Annotated in this window: 11 protein-coding genes; 9 read left to right on the plus strand and 2 right to left on the minus strand. The window is 55.2% G+C overall.

The window, feature by feature from the left end; translation table 11 throughout:
- Position 1 precedes the first annotated feature (1 nt).
- The 3 genes from rfbD (at position 2) to GSQ62_RS19270 (ending at position 5,335) form a co-directional block, all read left to right on the plus strand.
- The gene (gene rfbD, locus GSQ62_RS19260; protein ID WP_161891008.1) at positions 2–853 is read left to right on the plus strand and encodes a dTDP-4-dehydrorhamnose reductase; all 852 of its coding nucleotides are present in this window, start codon (positions 2–4) and stop codon (positions 851–853) included.
- Positions 854–1,521: 668 nt separating this feature from the next.
- Positions 1,522–4,332 carry an outer membrane beta-barrel protein gene (locus GSQ62_RS19265; RefSeq protein WP_161891009.1) on the plus strand — a complete coding sequence of 937 codons (2,811 nt, stop codon included), beginning with the start codon at positions 1,522–1,524 and terminating at the stop codon, positions 4,330–4,332.
- Positions 4,333–4,450: 118 nt separating this feature from the next.
- Positions 4,451–5,335 carry a hypothetical protein gene (locus GSQ62_RS19270; RefSeq protein ID WP_161891010.1) on the plus strand — a complete coding sequence of 295 codons (885 nt, stop codon included), beginning with the start codon at positions 4,451–4,453 and terminating at the stop codon, positions 5,333–5,335.
- 127 nt (positions 5,336–5,462) lie between these two features.
- Here the strand turns inward: GSQ62_RS19270 and GSQ62_RS19275 are convergent, their stop codons facing one another.
- On the minus strand, positions 5,463–6,101 hold the full coding sequence (locus tag GSQ62_RS19275; protein WP_161891011.1) for a carbonic anhydrase: 639 nt from the start codon (positions 6,099–6,101) through the stop codon (positions 5,463–5,465).
- Positions 6,102–6,704: 603 nt separating this feature from the next.
- Here GSQ62_RS19275 and GSQ62_RS19280 point away from each other — a divergent pair.
- Positions 6,705–8,474, plus strand: a complete 1,770-nt coding sequence (locus GSQ62_RS19280) for a chloride channel protein (protein ID WP_161891012.1) — start codon at positions 6,705–6,707, stop codon at positions 8,472–8,474.
- Between the two features lie 40 nt (positions 8,475–8,514).
- Here GSQ62_RS19280 and GSQ62_RS19285 read toward each other — a convergent pair whose 3' ends face one another.
- Positions 8,515–8,928, minus strand: coding sequence for a hypothetical protein (locus tag GSQ62_RS19285; RefSeq protein ID WP_161891013.1), 414 nt, complete (start codon positions 8,926–8,928; stop codon positions 8,515–8,517).
- Between the two features lie 454 nt (positions 8,929–9,382).
- Here GSQ62_RS19285 and GSQ62_RS19290 point away from each other — a divergent pair, with 454 nt between their 5' ends.
- The 5 genes from GSQ62_RS19290 (at position 9,383) to hemA (ending at position 15,297) form a co-directional block, all read left to right on the plus strand.
- Positions 9,383–10,927 carry a sensor histidine kinase gene (locus tag GSQ62_RS19290; RefSeq protein WP_237586830.1) on the plus strand — a complete coding sequence of 515 codons (1,545 nt, stop codon included), beginning with the start codon at positions 9,383–9,385 and terminating at the stop codon, positions 10,925–10,927.
- Positions 10,928–10,938: 11 nt separating this feature from the next.
- Complete coding sequence (locus tag GSQ62_RS19295; protein ID WP_161891015.1) at positions 10,939–11,388, plus strand: response regulator; 450 nt, start codon at positions 10,939–10,941, stop codon at positions 11,386–11,388.
- 201 nt (positions 11,389–11,589) lie between these two features.
- Positions 11,590–12,822 (plus strand): hybrid sensor histidine kinase/response regulator, encoded by a 1,233-nt coding sequence (locus GSQ62_RS19300; protein WP_161891016.1) that lies wholly within the window; start codon positions 11,590–11,592, stop codon positions 12,820–12,822.
- Positions 12,819–13,880 carry a response regulator gene (locus GSQ62_RS19305; protein WP_161891017.1) on the plus strand — a complete coding sequence of 354 codons (1,062 nt, stop codon included), beginning with the start codon at positions 12,819–12,821 and terminating at the stop codon, positions 13,878–13,880. The genes GSQ62_RS19300 and GSQ62_RS19305 overlap by 4 nt, the downstream gene beginning before the upstream one ends.
- Positions 13,881–14,034: 154 nt before the next feature.
- On the plus strand, positions 14,035–15,297 hold the full coding sequence (hemA, locus tag GSQ62_RS19310; protein WP_161891018.1) for a glutamyl-tRNA reductase: 1,263 nt from the start codon (positions 14,035–14,037) through the stop codon (positions 15,295–15,297).
- The last annotated feature ends 483 nt before the right edge of the window (positions 15,298–15,780 follow it).

Here is a 15,780-nt window from a genome sequence, read left to right on the forward strand (position 1 = left end):
TATGAACAAAGCAATCGTGATTGGGGCCTCGGGGCAGTTGGGGCAGTGCCTGCAGGCAGTGGCAAAAGAAAAGAACGCAGGCAACCTTATTTTCCTCTCACGGGAAGAGGCCGATATAGCGGATGCGGCTTCCCTTCGCGCCTTTTTTGCGGCGCATCAGCCTGCCTACTGCATCAATTGCGCCGCCTACACGGCCGTGGACAAGGCCGAGGACGAGCCGGAATTGAGCAGGCAAATCAATCGCGACGGCGTCATCAGCCTGAGCCAACTGTGCCGGGAGTTCGGGACCACGCTCATCCATGTCTCCACCGACTTTGTCTTTCCGGGAACTGCACTGCATCCTTTGTCGGAAACGGACGCCGCCGCGCCGGTGAACATATATGGCGCCACCAAGCTGGAGGGCGAGCAGGCCATCCCCGGCTATATAGCCAACTTCTTCATCATCCGGACCAGCTGGCTTTACTCCAAGTTCGGGAACAACTTCGTGAAAACGATGCTGCGGCTGGGCCGGGAAAAGGACGAGTTGCGGGTGATATGGGACCAGGTCGGGACACCCACTTATGCCATGGACCTGGCGGAGGTAATTTCCCATATCATGGAGACAAACAACACTGCCTACGGCATCTACCACTACAGCAACGAGGGGCTCGCCTCCTGGTACGATTTCGCCAAATCCATTTTCGAACTGAGCCATATATCCGTCAGGGTACTGCCCGTGCGCACCTCCGAGTACATCACCAAAGCCAGGCACCCGGCATACTCGGTGCTGGACAAATCGAAAATCAAGCAAAACCTGGGCATTGAGATTCCCTACTGGCGCGACAGCCTGAAAACCTGCCTCAGCCGAATTTAGGCTATGGCGGGCGGACTCATGACCATGCCGGCGCGACAGGAATGAAGTCCTAAAGAATCACTTATTAAAGTTAGATAAGGTGGTAAGGGTTCAGTTCTGCCATACATGGTTGATTATTTTTGATGTAAAGGCGGCATAGACCAGGTTTTAAGCGTATGTAAAAATCTGAAACAGAAAGCTATATGAAAAGCATCATCAAAATATGGAAGGCCGAGGCGCTTTTTTATATCCTTGTGGGCGCGCTTGCCCTGACTGTGGAAATCGTCAAGTTCGTGAGCCAGCTCTTTTAAGCGTGCCTAACCATATATAAGCTTGCTCCTGCATCGGGGTGTGAACCCATTTAGGACTTAGGGTGCGAATGTCCTCGCTTGTAGCTACTACTTCGGGGAGACGCCACATCTATCCTGAATTCACGATTCCGAAGATTCGCGCCAGTACAGGTAGAATCAAACAGTCCTGCCATATATGGCTGCTCCTCAACCCGGGCATTTTTACCGCCCCTTTCCGCATTTCCACTCCCAGGCATTTATGCTGACTTTAATAAATTCAGGTATATATAATAAACTTTCAAAATATAAATAGATTGTTTAGCTTGAGGTGAACTACAGGTAGCGTGCGGGCAAAGGCGACTGAGGGTGACAGCTGTAGGATACCTAACACCTGAACAGATGATGTACGCCTCCCAAGCCCTGATAAAGCAAACGCTGCCCCTTCTCCTGCTGCTCCTTTCCATCTACCCAAGCCTTAGCAGCGCCCAGAGCCGGAATGGCGAGCTGACGGGCAAGCTGCAGGACAACGCCTCCAAAGAAGCCCTTTCTTACGCCACCGTGGCCGTTTACACCGCCGCCGACACCGCCATGGTCACGTTCCGGATGAGCGATGAGGAGGGGATTTTCAAGGTGCCGGGCCTGCCCGTGAGCCAGGACCTCCGGGTGATCGTGACCATGATGGGATATGGGGTGTACCGGCAGGAGTTCCGGCTGACGCCGCAAAAGCCCGAGCTTGACCTGGGGGTTGTCGGCATGGAACAGACGTCGCGCCAGTTGAAGGAGGTGGTCATCCTGGCCGAGACGCCGCCCGTGCTAGTCAGAAACGACACGCTGGAGTTTAACGCGGCCTCCTTCAAAACGCTGCCTACCTCCCTGGTGGAGGACCTGCTGAAAAAACTGCCGGGTGTGAGTGTGGATGCGGCGGGCAATATTACGGTGAACGGGAGGGCGGTGCAGAAAATACTCGTGGACGGCAAGGAGTTCTTCGGCAGCGACCCTAAAATCGCCACGCGCAACCTGCCGGCCGACGTGATTGAGAAAGTGCAGGTGATGGACGACCAGGACGCACTGCGCCGCGACCCCGACATGCCAAAGATGGACATTCCGCAGGTCATCAACCTCACTTTCAAGAAGGGAATCAAGAAGGGGATGTTCGGGAAACTGTACGCGGGCGGGGGCACCGACGAGCGGTACGAGGGCGGCGGCATCCTGAATTTCTTCCGCGACACGACGCAGCTGAGTGTCCTGGGCTACTCCAACAACCTCAACCGGCCCGGCTTCGGGCTAGAGGACATCAGCAGGATTGGGGGCTTTGACCGCAGCGGCTTCAACAGCATGATGGTGCGCAGAGACGGGGGATTTGCCCTGAACGGCATCTCCTTCGGGGCCACGGGCGAGGGCATACAGCAGTCGTCGGGCGGCGGTGCCAATTTCAACACCGTCACGAGGAGCGGCCTGAAGCTGAACCTGCAGTACTTTTTCGGCGGTATCAACGCGGACGTGAACCAGCTCGTGAACAGCGAGCAGTTTCTGCAAACCGACACCCTGAACACGCGCCGCGACAGGAACCAGCACCGCAGCAACCTGAGCCACCGGTTGGGGGGCAAGGTGGAGTGGAAACCCGACACCCTGACGGATTTAAGCATCAGCCCCAGCGTCACCCTGTCCAACGGCTCCTCCAGCCAGCTTGCCTATATAAACACGCTCCGGAATGTATCCGAGCTGCTGAATGAGAGCACCAACGAGGAGCTGGTGGACGAGCAGAGCCTGGGGTTTTCCAACACCCTGTCGTTTCAGCGCTTATTCAGGAAGAAGGGGCGGCGGTTTAGCCTCTTTAGCACGTTGGACAATTCCAGCGCCGGGCATGACCAGTATAACGAGGCGGAGAACATCTTCTACCAACCCACACGCACCGTCACCTTCCTCGACCAGCTCCGGGACACCGACAACGATGCGTTTAACATGTACAACACCTTGTATTTCACGGAGCCGGTGAGCAAAGACCTGAGCGCCTTCGCCAGGCTGAACGTGCAGTATTTCAGGGACGACAACGTGCTGCGCACCTATATGGCGAATGTTGAAACCGGCTTGTATGACGTGCCGGTGGCCGGCTTGTCGAACGGCCTCGATCGGAGGGGATGGCGGAATTTGCTGACCACGGGCGTGAACTGGAAAATAAAGGAAGTGAGAATATCGCCCGGAATCCAGTTTACCTCCCTCGCCATCCGGAACGGCTTTCAGAAGTCGCCGGACATCAACCAGAGCTACTTTTACGTGTTCCCCTCCCTACGGATTGAATGGAAGCAGTTCGAATTCAATTACAATGCGGACATGAGAGAGCCGAACGCAACCGACCTGCAGCCGGTGCTGGACAACACAAACCCTTTGTTCATCCGGTACGGCAACCCACGGCTACGGCCTGCAGTGTCTAATAATGCTGGCCTGAGCTTCAGGAAGTACGACACAGGGAAATCCGTCAACTACGACGCTTCCGTCTTCGGTTCCTACAGCAACAACGACATCACCCAGGCGCGCACCGTTGACGAAAACGGCGTCCAGGAGATCAGACCCGTGAACACCGACGGCAACTGGCGGTTGAGCGGGCGCGGGCGCGTGATGAAGGATTACAAGTGCAATGACAAGAACCAGTTTTCGGTGGGGGCTGATTTGTTTTTCTCCTATACCAGGTCGCTTATCCTGTTGAACAGCATCCGAAGCTACGGCCGTTTCTGGAGCCTGAACCCCGAACTGGAGGCCCGGCTGAACCTGGATGACAAGCTGGAGCTAAACCAGGAGTTTTCCCTCAGCTATCAGCGGAGCGCCTACGAAAGCAACACTTTTGACAACCTGCGCTTCCATACCCGGACATCCAGGTCGGAGATTGTGGTGCGCCTGCCGGAGAAAGTGGTGTGGGAGGCCACCTTCGATTACTGGTACAACTCGAACGCGGTGCCGGGCCTGCAGAAAAGCTTCGGCAGGCTGAGTGCCGGGGTCACCTACCTGTTCCTGAAAAACGACCGCGCGCAGCTGAAGCTGTCGGTATATGACCTGCTGAACCAGAACATCAGCGCCTACAGGGTCATGCGGGAAAACCTGATAGAGGATTACCAGGTGGAGGCGCTGAACCGCTACTACATGCTGACCTTTACCTACAACATCCGCAATTTCGGCGGCAAGGTGGGCGGAAGAGAAACTCTGTTCCGGTTCTGAGGCCTCCAGCACCGGGTTTATATATAGATGCACGAACCCTGCTTTCCAGGTTCCGTTCTATAAATAGATTGAATGTTTTGGAGAAATAATTTCACGCATCACCTCAAAAGCACCTCCTATGAAGCTCCGTAACCTTTACCTGCTCCCTTTTCTCGTGCTCCTGGCAGCCTGCTCCGGAAGCGAAGAAAAAGTGCTCTATCCCACCAAAATGACCATCGGCGGCACCACGCACGAGTTTTTATATGCTGATGGCAGAATCTACAGCGTCACCACCACTAGGCCAGATTTTTACGAGGAGGTGACTTACCAATACGTCGATGAGGTGTTTGAAAAGCTTGAGGACAGATATAAAAATAAAATACTGAATATAACCTATCATCCCGACAATGGCACTATCGGCTGGGACAGCCGCGACTCCATAGAACATAAGCAGGAGATGATTTCTAATCGTTCAAATGAAGGCTTGGTGATGGAGGAGTCGCAGAGTGTGTACCTCCAGCACCGTACAGAAGGGCATACAGTCCATCATAAATATAACGAAACTAATCAGCTCCAGGAATCCATATATTACTTCTATGACGCTCGACTGTGGAGTCAAATGCAGTTGAATGACCCGAGATATATATCCAAGCGGATAAAATATGAGTATGCCCAGGGCAAACTAGCGAGGGTGGCCTACTACGGCCATATGTCCGAAAGGCCCTACCTGCAGATTGAGTTGAGGTATGATGACCAGCCCGGCTACCTGAGCAGCTTGCCGCTGGAGGCGCGGTTCATGCCGCTGGAGCTGCCTTACAGGGAGCACAACATCGTCAGCTACACCGTCAAAGACCTATATGGCAAAGTGCGGAAAGACCTGTCCTACACCTGCTCCTACGCTTATAACAAGGCGGGCTATCCCGTCAAGTTCACCCAAAAGATGTTGGACGGGCTGGAGGTAGAAGGCCATATCTACTACAGGGCGGCAGCAGACAACCTAACCGATATGCTTTCTGTGAAATAAGATACCTTAGGCGCTGGCAGCAAAGAAGCTCCTGGCCAGCAGATCAGCCGGATTTATATATAACCTGAAGCAGCCCAGGCATATATGGGCTGCTTCAGGAGAGGGTGATGCCAGAGGTGCGCCTGCCTTAGCTCCCTGTCAGGTTATAGATGTCCTTGATGTCCCGTAAGATGCGCTCGTGGTCGATGTGCAGGTCAATGATTCTGCCGGACTTTATATCGAACACCCAGCCGTGTACTGCGGGGTGGCCCTCCGCGGCATAGGTGAGCTGCAGCGCTGCCGTCTTGATGATATTTGTGCATTGCTCCTGCACATTCAGTTCCACCAGCCTGTCGTACCGCTGGCGCTCGTCGGCTATGGCGTTCAGCTCGGCCTTGTGCAACCGGTAAACGTCCCGGATGTTCCGCAGCCACGGGTTCAGGAGGCCCAAATCTTTCGAGACCATGGCCGCCTTCACGCCGCCGCACTCATAATGCCCGCAAACAATGATGTGCTTGACGTTCAGGTGCCGGATGGCGTAGTTGATGACTGACATGACGTTCAGGTCAACGTTGTTGACGAGGTTGCCGACATTGCGGTGTACGAACACCTCGCCGGGGCCCAGCCCCATCACTTCTTCCGCCGTCACCCTGCTGTCGCTGCACCCTATATACAGATAGTCCGGGTTCTGGTCCTTCGCCAGCTCCAGGAAAAAGTCTTTGTTGGTGCCGGTCTTCTGTTCAATCCACCTGCGGTTGTTCTCAAATAGTTCTTCGTATGTGGCCATATGTTGCTGTTATATATCCATTAATGGCAGTAAGATAAGGCAAAAAAATTTCTGGTGTAAACCCCGGGCCATAAACTGTGCTCTATAAACCCGAGGCAGGCATTGGTTTTCTGCCTTTCTTAAAAAGCCCGCCGCAAAGTATCACCCCGGAACCGGCTGAAGGTTTTTTCATTCTATGTGGGCCCGGAGGAGTGTACAGCTGTCAGGGATATGGGCAGCGTAATTTACTAACCTAAAACATCAGGAGCATATATGGCACTGGCCTGATATGAAAAGCTTGTAAGGGCAGCGAGAGCAGGAGACAGGACGCCTGCAGCACTCACTGCATCGCGCAACAGCCGTGGTTCCGGGGCAGCGTATAATGCATATACGACACAGCCTGCGCATGCGCCGGAGCCGGCAAAACGGAATGTTTCGGCGGAAGGGCAACTTTATCCGCCAGATACGCTTATATAGTTGTCGGGTAGCGGGGAGGGAAGAGGCAGAGCGCCAGGAATCCGTCGGGCACAGGCTGGTACCACGCCATATGGGAAGGCCTTTTAGAGAACCATCGTTTATACTGTGAAGGCAGCACTTTAAGCATACACTTAGGCAGTGCCCGCAATGAAGCACAAACTGAACCAATACCAGCTTGCGTTTTTCAGGTGGCGCAGGAGGCAGAGCAACAACCGCATCATGCCTTTTGTGCTCAGCGTGGTGGTGGGCCTTTTTGTGGGGGTTGCGGCCATCCTCATCAAAACGATTATCTTTTATATAGAGCAATACGCTGTATACTTTGCCCCGAACCTGCTCGCTTTCCTGCTGCCGCTCATCGGGTTTTTGCTCGTCACGTTCCTGAACCGCAACGTCTTCAGCAAGACCGCCTACTTCAACGGCGCCCGCAACGTGATAGAAGCCATTGAGCAGAAATCGTCAATCATCAAGCTGCGGCTTGTATACTCCAAGTTCGTCACTACGGGGCTCACCATAGGCTTTGGCGGCAGTTCCGGGGTAGAGGCGGCCATCATCTCCAGCGGGGCGGCCGTTGGCTCCAACGTGGGCCGCGTGCTGGGGCTGGGCTACCGGCTGCGCACCCTGCTGATAGGCTGCGGCGTGGCGGCCGGCATCTCGGCCGTGTACAACGCGCCGATGGGAGGGTTTATCTTTGCCCTCGAGACCATCCTGCCGGAGTTTACGCCCACGCTGCTGATTCCGCTGCTGGTGGCGGCGGCTACCGGTAAAATCCTGTACGAGTTTATCATGGGGGAGCACCTGCGTTTCGAGGTGCCCATCGCCGACTTTGCCTATGAGCAGATTCCGCTGGTGATTATGCTGGGGGTGTTGGGCATGCTGATGTCGAACTACCTGCTGAAGACCTACAGCCTCTGCGCCCAATATTTTTCACGCATCAAAAACGATTACCTGCGCGCCCTGATTGGCGGTGTGGCGCTGGGCAGCATCATATACCTGCTGCCGCCCATGTACGGCGAGGGCTACGTGAGCATCAACGCGCTGCTCAACAACGAGGAGCGCTCGCTGATCGTGAACTCGCCTTTGGCGGCCCTTCCCAACACCGTCTGGTTCAACCTGCTGTTCTTCTTCCTGATAACGATGGTGAAGCCCCTGAGCACGGGCATCTGCGTGAATTCCGGGGGCGAGGGCGGCTACTTCGCGCCTTCCATTATCACGGGCGGGCTCCTGGGCTACCTGTTCTACAAGGTCGTGGTGCTGCTTTTCCCGTTTTACGAGCTGCACGCCTCCACCTTCATGTTCCTGGGCATGGCCAGCGTCTTCGCCTGCATCATGAACGCCCCCGTCACGGCGATTTTCCTTGTGGCGGAGATTACACAGAGCTACCAGTTGTTTGTGCCCTTGATGCTGGTGTGCGCCGTTTCCTATTTTCTGAAGTACTACACCGAGAACCTGAGCAAAAGCGTGGAGCAGCCGAAGGGGCAGAGCAAGGCCCTGCGCGTGGACCGCATCCTGCTAAACCAGCTGGACATCAGCAATCTGGTGGAGGAGGATATGGACCCGGTGCGGGAGGATGCTTCTTTCCGGACAATTCTGGAGAATTTCTCCAGCTCAAACCGGGATGTGCTGCAGGTGCTGGACAGCAAAGGCATGCTGATAGGAGTAATCACCCTGAGCGATCTGCGCAGGCAGTTGGGTGATGTCTCCAACTATGACGCTGTGCTGGCCCGTGACCTGATGCAGCCGCCCACCATGACCGTGGAGATAGACGAGCCTGCCTCAGTAGTGCTTGACAAGTTCGATAAAAGCAAGCTGTGGTCGCTGCCGGTGGTGCGGAACGGGAAGTTCAAGGGATTTATATCGAAGAGCAGGCTCCTGACGCAGTACCGCAGCGAGCTTACCCGCGTGAACAGGTTTTTCTGACAAGGGAAATTATGTGGCAGCGCCGTATATAGGGTACCTGCTAATTGCTCAGGCCCGAGGTGTAGCCCGCTATCTCTTCCTCCTTTTCCTGAAGCGTTTTGTACGCGAACTTGCTGAGCACGTCGCCCGCCATGGTGTTCATCACGCCCACGATCCGGGCCTGGCTGATCACTTCTGCGTCCCAGGCGGCGGCAATCACTAGCAGCACGTAGCCGTTGTAAGATGTCAGGTCCATCAGGCTGGGGGTTTTGGATGGCCATTTTGCGGCGGTGAGGCTGTAGTTGCCCTGTTCCCACCTGGGCGGCGTTTCCAGTTTGTCCTGGGCAGGCTGAAAGAAGCCATCCGCCACGGGTCCGATAAAAAGCGCGTTCACGTCGCGCAGGGCAGCGGGCACTACCGCCAGCGGGTTTGGCAAAAGTGAGTTTTCTTCCAGTGTCTCTTCCGTATTTTCCATAGTTCTCTCAGCAAAGGTCAGGATTACAACGCTCAATCGCCTCCAGTGGTTCTACGGATCGCTTTTATATATAAATATATATAAACTGGCCGGTTTGCGCGGCGGCTCCGGCTTAGGCACCGGTATATATGGGCGTCTTTGGAAGCGCCTGTGCAAACTGAACCCACACGCTCTATAGAGACACAGCACAATCTGTATAATTGGCGATAAGTCAGAAGCCATGCCGAAACCCTCGTGGTTTGCCACCGGTTACTTATTCCCTCTTACCTATATATAGCCGACGCATAAAAAAGAGCCTGATTGTTTCCAGCACTGGCGGGTTCTCCTAAATTTGCATAGAGCGGGCACCTGCCTTCTGTTGATGATATGCTTCTGTAACCTCTGAGCCCGGTAAAAGAAGGGCGGGGCCTTGGCAGCCTGCGCAGAAGTGCCTAACTTTATAAAAAGCTATACTTTGGAAAATCTGCCACAGCAACAGGACCCGAACGTTGACAGCCAGTCGCGGCTGAAGGCCATCATAGAGACCGCCGTGGACGGCATCATCACCATCGATACCCGGGGTATCATGGAGAGCGTCAACCCGGCCGCCGCCCGCATTTTTGGGTACGAGCCGGAAGAGATAATCGGGCATAACGTCAGCATCCTGATGCCCGAGCCCGACCGCGGACTCCACGACTCTTATATCGACCGCTACCTGCAGACGGGCGTGGGCCAGATCATTGGCAAGGGGAGGGAAGTGCTCGGCAAGAAAAAGAACGGGGTGCTCTTCCCCTTTTTCCTGAGCATCGCCGAGGTGAAGCTGCAGCACCAGCGCATCTTTACGGGCATCGTGCACGACATCACCGACCTGAAGAAGACCGAGAGAGCCCTGCGCGAGAGCGAGAGCAAGATCAACTCCATCATCCAAACCGCCGTGGACGGCATCATCACCATCGACGTGAACGGGGTGATAGAGACGGTGAACGTGTCGGCCGCGCGGCTGTTTGAGTACGAGGAGCACGAGCTGATAGGCCAGAAGATAAACATCCTGATGCCGGAGCCCGACCAGAGCAACCACGACAGGTACATGCAGCATTACCACGAGACGGGCGAGAAACGCATCATCGGCATCGGGCGCGAGGTCTCCGGACTGAAAAAGAGCGGGAAAGTGTTCCCCTTCTATCTGAGCATCAGCGAGGTGCAGCTGACGGACCGGAAGGTGTACACCGGGTTCATACACGACATTACCAAGCAGAAGCTGAGCGAGGAGCGGCTGCGGCGCTACGCCTCGGAGCTGGAGCGGAGCAACCGCGAACTGCAGGATTTCGCATATGTCTCCTCGCACGACCTGCAGGAGCCGCTGCGCAAGATCCAGGCCTTCGGCGACCGGCTCAAAACCAAGGAGTACGACACCCTCAGCGAGCAGGGCAAGGACTACGTGGACCGCATGCTGAACGCCGCCTCGCGCATGCAGAACCTCATCAACGACCTGCTCGACTTTTCGCGGCTCACGGCCAAAACCAAGGCCTTTGCGGAAGTAGACCTCGACCGGGTGCTGTCGGAGGTGCTCTCCGACCTGGAGATAGTGATAGAGAAAACCGAGGCGGTGATTACCCGCTCGCCGCTGCCCACTATTGAGGCCGACCAGGTACAGATGCGCCAGCTGCTCCAGAACCTGATCAGCAATGCCATCAAGTTCCGGAAAGAAGGAACCCGGCCCGAGGTGAGCATATATGCGAAACTGCTGCAGCCCAGGGCACACCTGACATCCACGCCCGGCGACCAGCTGGTGGAGATATATGTGCAGGACAACGGCATCGGCTTCAACGAAAAATACCTCGACCGCATTTTCAACATCTTCCAGCGGCTTGAGGGGCAGAAATACGAGGGTTCGGGCATTGGCCTGGCCATCTGCCGCAAGATTGCCGTGCGCCACGGCGGCGACATCACCGCGCACAGCCAGGTGGGCGTAGGCACCACATTTATTGTTACCTTAGCGACCAAGCACCTTCAGGAGTAAAAAAACAGACGATGAGCTCAAACAGAAGACCGATTATTATACTGATAGCCGACGATGACGCCGAAGACCGCATGTTGGTGAAGGAGGCCCTCGACGAGAGCCGGCTGACCAACCACATGCAATTTGTGGAAAACGGCGAGGAGTTGATGGACTACCTGCACAACCGCAACCAGTACGTCGACAAGCAGAAATACCCGACGCCGGGCCTGATCCTGCTGGACCTGAACATGCCCAAGAAAGATGGCAGAGAAGCGCTGAAGGAGATAAAGGGCGACGATCATCTGCGGGTGATCCCGGTGGTGGTGCTCACCACATCCAAAGCCGAGGAAGACATTCTCCGCACCTACGACCTGGGCGTAAGCTCATTCATCACTAAGCCGGTGACGTTCGCCTCGCTGGTGGATGTGATGAAAACGCTGAGCAAGTACTGGTTTGAGATTGTAGAACTTCCAAAACCTTGAAGTTTGGGAGTTAGAGAGTTATATATAGGTTTTATATATAGCTGAGATTTCTATATAGGTGAGATTTCGCTCTTCAACATGGATTTTAGACAGGACAAGAGGGTTATATAAATTCTCTGATTCTGTTTTTATTCTTTAACTCCCACACTCTTTAACCTTCTAACTTCCTAACCCTCTAACTCCCAAATTTCCGAACTTCTGATGGCCGATAAAATCAAAGTGCTGCTGGTGGATGACGATGAGGACGACTTCATCATCACCCGGGATATCATGAATGATATTCCGGGGCGCAACTACCTGCTCGACTGGACCTCGTCTTTCAGGGAGGCGCTGCGCCTGATAAAAGAAGGGAACCACGACGTGTACCTGGTGGATTACCGGCTGGGCGCGCACAACGGGCTGGAGCTGATAACAACGGCAGTGGAGGAGGGGGCCAGCGCGCCTTTCATCCTCCTGACAGGGCAAAGCGACCGCGAGACAGACGAAAAAGCCATGCACGCCGGTGCCCTGGATTACCTGGTGAAAGGCACCTTCAACCCTTTCGACCTGGAGCGCTCCATCCGCTACAGCATCGAGCATGCGCAAAGCCTGGCCGAGATCCAGAAACTGAACAGCGAGCTGGAGGAGCGCGTGGAGGAGCGGACGCAGGAACTGGCCGAGGCCATCAAAAAGCTGGAGCACACCAACAGGAGCCTTTACCGGGCAAAGCAGGAAATACACAAGGCCCTTCAGAAAGAAAAGGAACTGCACGAGCTCAAGTCCCGCTTCGTCACCATCGCCTCCCACGAGTTCAGGACACCGCTCAGCACGGTGCTGTCCTCAGCCTCGCTCATCAGCAAATACAAAGGGCTGGAGGACGATGACAAGCGGCAGAAGCACGTGGACCGCATTAAGTCGGCCGTCACCAACCTGACCACCATCCTCAACGATTTCCTCTCCATGAGCCGGATTGAGGAAGGGAAGATATATAACCTGCCCACCACGTTTAACCTGAAAGCCTTCACACAGGAAATTGTGGAAGAAATGCAGGGGTTCCTGAAAGAGGGCCAGCAGATAGATTACCGGCACCTGAGCGCGGAGGAGTCGATCAGCATCGACAAGCAGCTGCTCAAAAACATTCTGCTCAACCTGCTGACCAACAGCAGCAAGTACTCCGGCGAGGGTAAGCCAATCCAACTGTCCACGGTCATTGCGGACAGCAGCGCCACCATCACCGTGCAGGACTATGGCATTGGCATTCCGAAAGCCGACCAGACCCATCTGTTCACGCCCTTCTTCCGGGCCCAGAACGTAACTAATATACAAGGCTCAGGCCTGGGGCTGAACATCGTGAAAAAGTACGTCGAGATTATGAGCGGCACACTGGAGTACGAGAGCGAACTGAACCAGGGCAGTACGTTTACCATTTGCTTACCTAACGCAGCCGAAGCATGAAAAAAATATTATTGATAGAAGACAACCCTGAGATACGGGAGAACACGGCCGAGATACTGCTGCTGGCCAATTATGAGGTGTTGGAGGCCGGCAACGGCAGAATCGGGGTCGACCTGGCCCGCAAAGAGCACCCGGACCTGATCATCTGCGACATCATGATGCCGCAGCTGGATGGCTACGGGGTGTTGCACCTGCTGAGCAAGGACCCCGCGACGGCCAGCATTCCCTTCATTTTCCTCACGGCCAAGTCGGAGAAGGAGGATTTCCGAAAAGGCATGAACCTGGGGGCGGACGATTATCTGACCAAGCCCTTTGACGACGTGGAGCTGCTGGATGCCATTGAGATGCGCCTGAAAAAGAACGAGATCCTGAAGGCCGATTTCAAGAAGACGGCGGAGGGCCTCGACCAGTTTATGCAGGAGGCGAGAGGCTATGAGGAGCTGGAGAAACTCATATCGGACAACCAAAAACTCACAAGCCTCCGGAAAAAGCAGAACCTGTTTATGGAAGGCAACCGGCCCAACGCGCTGTACTTTCTGAACAAAGGGAGGGTGAAAGCCTATAAATCGAACGAGGAGGGGCGGGAGTACATCACTACCCTCTACAAAGACGGCGACTTTATCGGCTACCTCGATCTGCTGGAGGAGACCCCGTACCGCGAGTCGGCGATGGCGATGGAGGATTCGGAGGTCTACGTGATCCCGAAGGAGGACTTTTTCTCGCTGCTGCACCGCAACCGCGATGTGGCCAGCAAGTTCATCCGGATCCTCTCCGACAACCTCGCTGACCGCGAAGAGCGCCTCCTCAAGCTGGCTTACAACTCGGTGCGCAAGCGCGTGGCCGAGGCGCTGCTGCTGGTGGAGAAGCAGTACCAGCACGAGGCGGGGGGGCAGAAGCAAATTTCGATCTCGCGGGAGGATCTGGCCAGCATCGTGGGGGCCTCCAAAGAGACCGTTATCCGCACCCTCGCCGACTTTAAGGACGAAAAACTCATCGACAGCCAGGGAAGCCGCATCACCATTCTGCAACTGGAAAAACTCGCCCATATGCGCAACTAAAGGATAGAGAAGCAGGAAGCCATATATAAACCTGTGGCCTGGCGAAAGCAATGACTGCTGGTAAGGTGATATATATCTGCACAGGAACTGACAATGGTCATGTTTATTACTTGTCGGCTTTCAGAACTTTGCAGGGTAAGTTGAGAAATACACCATGCAGCATGCCTTTAAGGTTCTGACCTTATCCTATAAAGACGCCCCGATTGCCGTACGCGAGGCAGTAGCCCTGAACGAGATAGCCTGCAAAAACCTGCTGGACAAGATCCGGGAGTTTACGGACGCCCGCGACGTGCTGGTGCTGTCTACCTGCAACCGCACCGAGGTGTACTACGCTTCCGGTGCCGACCTCTCCCGCGAACTTATCAAACTCATCGCCCTTGAGAAAGGCTTTATCGCCACCCGGCACGTCTCTCCCTATTTCAGGAGCATCACGCAGCCCGAGGCCGCTGTGCAGCACCTCTTTTACGTGGCGCTGGGGCTGGAGTCGCAGGTGGTGGGCGACATGCAGATACTGAACCAGGTGAAGAAAGCCTACCAGTGGACGGCGGACGCCGGTATGGCGGGCCCTTTCCTGCACCGGCTGCTGCACACCGTTTTTGCCGCCAACAAGCAGGTGGTGAACGAAACCGCCTTCCGCGACGGTGCGGCCTCCGTGTCTTACGCCACCGTGGAACTGGTGGAGGAACTGACAAGGCGGATGGAGAACCCGCGTGTGCTCATGATAGGGGTGGGCGAGATTGGGGCCGACGTGTGTGATAACTTCCAGAAGTCGAAGTTGCAGAACATCACCATTGCCAACAGGACGTACCACAAAGCGCTGGAACTGGCACAGCGGACCGGGGCCAGCGCCGTGTATTGGGAAAACGTGTGGGAAGAAATAGCGCAGGCCGACGTGGTCATTTCCTCGGTGCCTGGCGACTGTTTCTTTATCAGCAGGGAGGCCATTGCCGCATACACCCTGCATACACCCAAGAATTTTATAGACTTGTCGATGCCCCGCAGCGTGGACGCCTCACTGGAGACACTGGAGGGCGTGACGGTACACAACATCGACGACATCCGCAGCCGTGCGACCGAGGCGCTGGAACTGCGGCTGGCGGCCATTCCGGAGGTAAAAGCAATTGCCGCGGAGGCAGCAGCTGGCTTCCACGCCTGGACAAAGGAAATGGCCATGTCGCCGGCGCTGCAGCAGTTCAAAAACAGGCTGGAGGAGATCAGGCAGCAGGAGATGGCCCGCTACCTCAAAAACATGAGCGCCGCCGAGACAGAGGCCGTAGAGGCTATCACCAAAAACATCATGAACAAAATCATCAAGCTGCCGGCGCTGGAGCTGAAAGGCGCCTGCCTGCGCGGGGAGTCTGAGGCGCTGCTCGAGGGCCTGAGCACTCTTTTCCAACTGGACAGGCAGGAAGCGTAATTTCCTTGTGCATCTATATAAATCTGGTGGCTTATATATGATATCTGTTGTTACACAGGCTTCGTTGTCTCCCTTGGAAGGCTGCCTATATATGGCGCGAGCGTCCCCGCTCGTCTCTGCTCTCACAGGGCCTCCGGCCCGCGGTTATATATAGACGCAACCATATAGGGACTCAACCTAAATGGGTTGTATCTATATATACTACATATATAGCATGGGGGCAGTGGCCATCGTGCGTATATGATGGGTTTCCGGAATGGCGGCCTGCATCATATAGGCGACCAGAGGCCGGAAAATAGCAAGTCACGGGCGGTGACACTCGCGCCATATTAGGCTGGCCTCTCATATTCGCTTTCGCTGCAAACCCCTGAGACACTTCAAAAGAAACCTTCTGGCAAGCTACTGACTTCCGGCTAATTCACCTGCTGGCTGGTTTTTCAGGAATAATAAAAAAAAGCGGAACAATTTTCCTGTATTATATGT

It is taken from the genome of Pontibacter russatus (assembly GCF_009931655.1).
Classification (GTDB): domain Bacteria; phylum Bacteroidota; class Bacteroidia; order Cytophagales; family Hymenobacteraceae; genus Pontibacter; species Pontibacter russatus.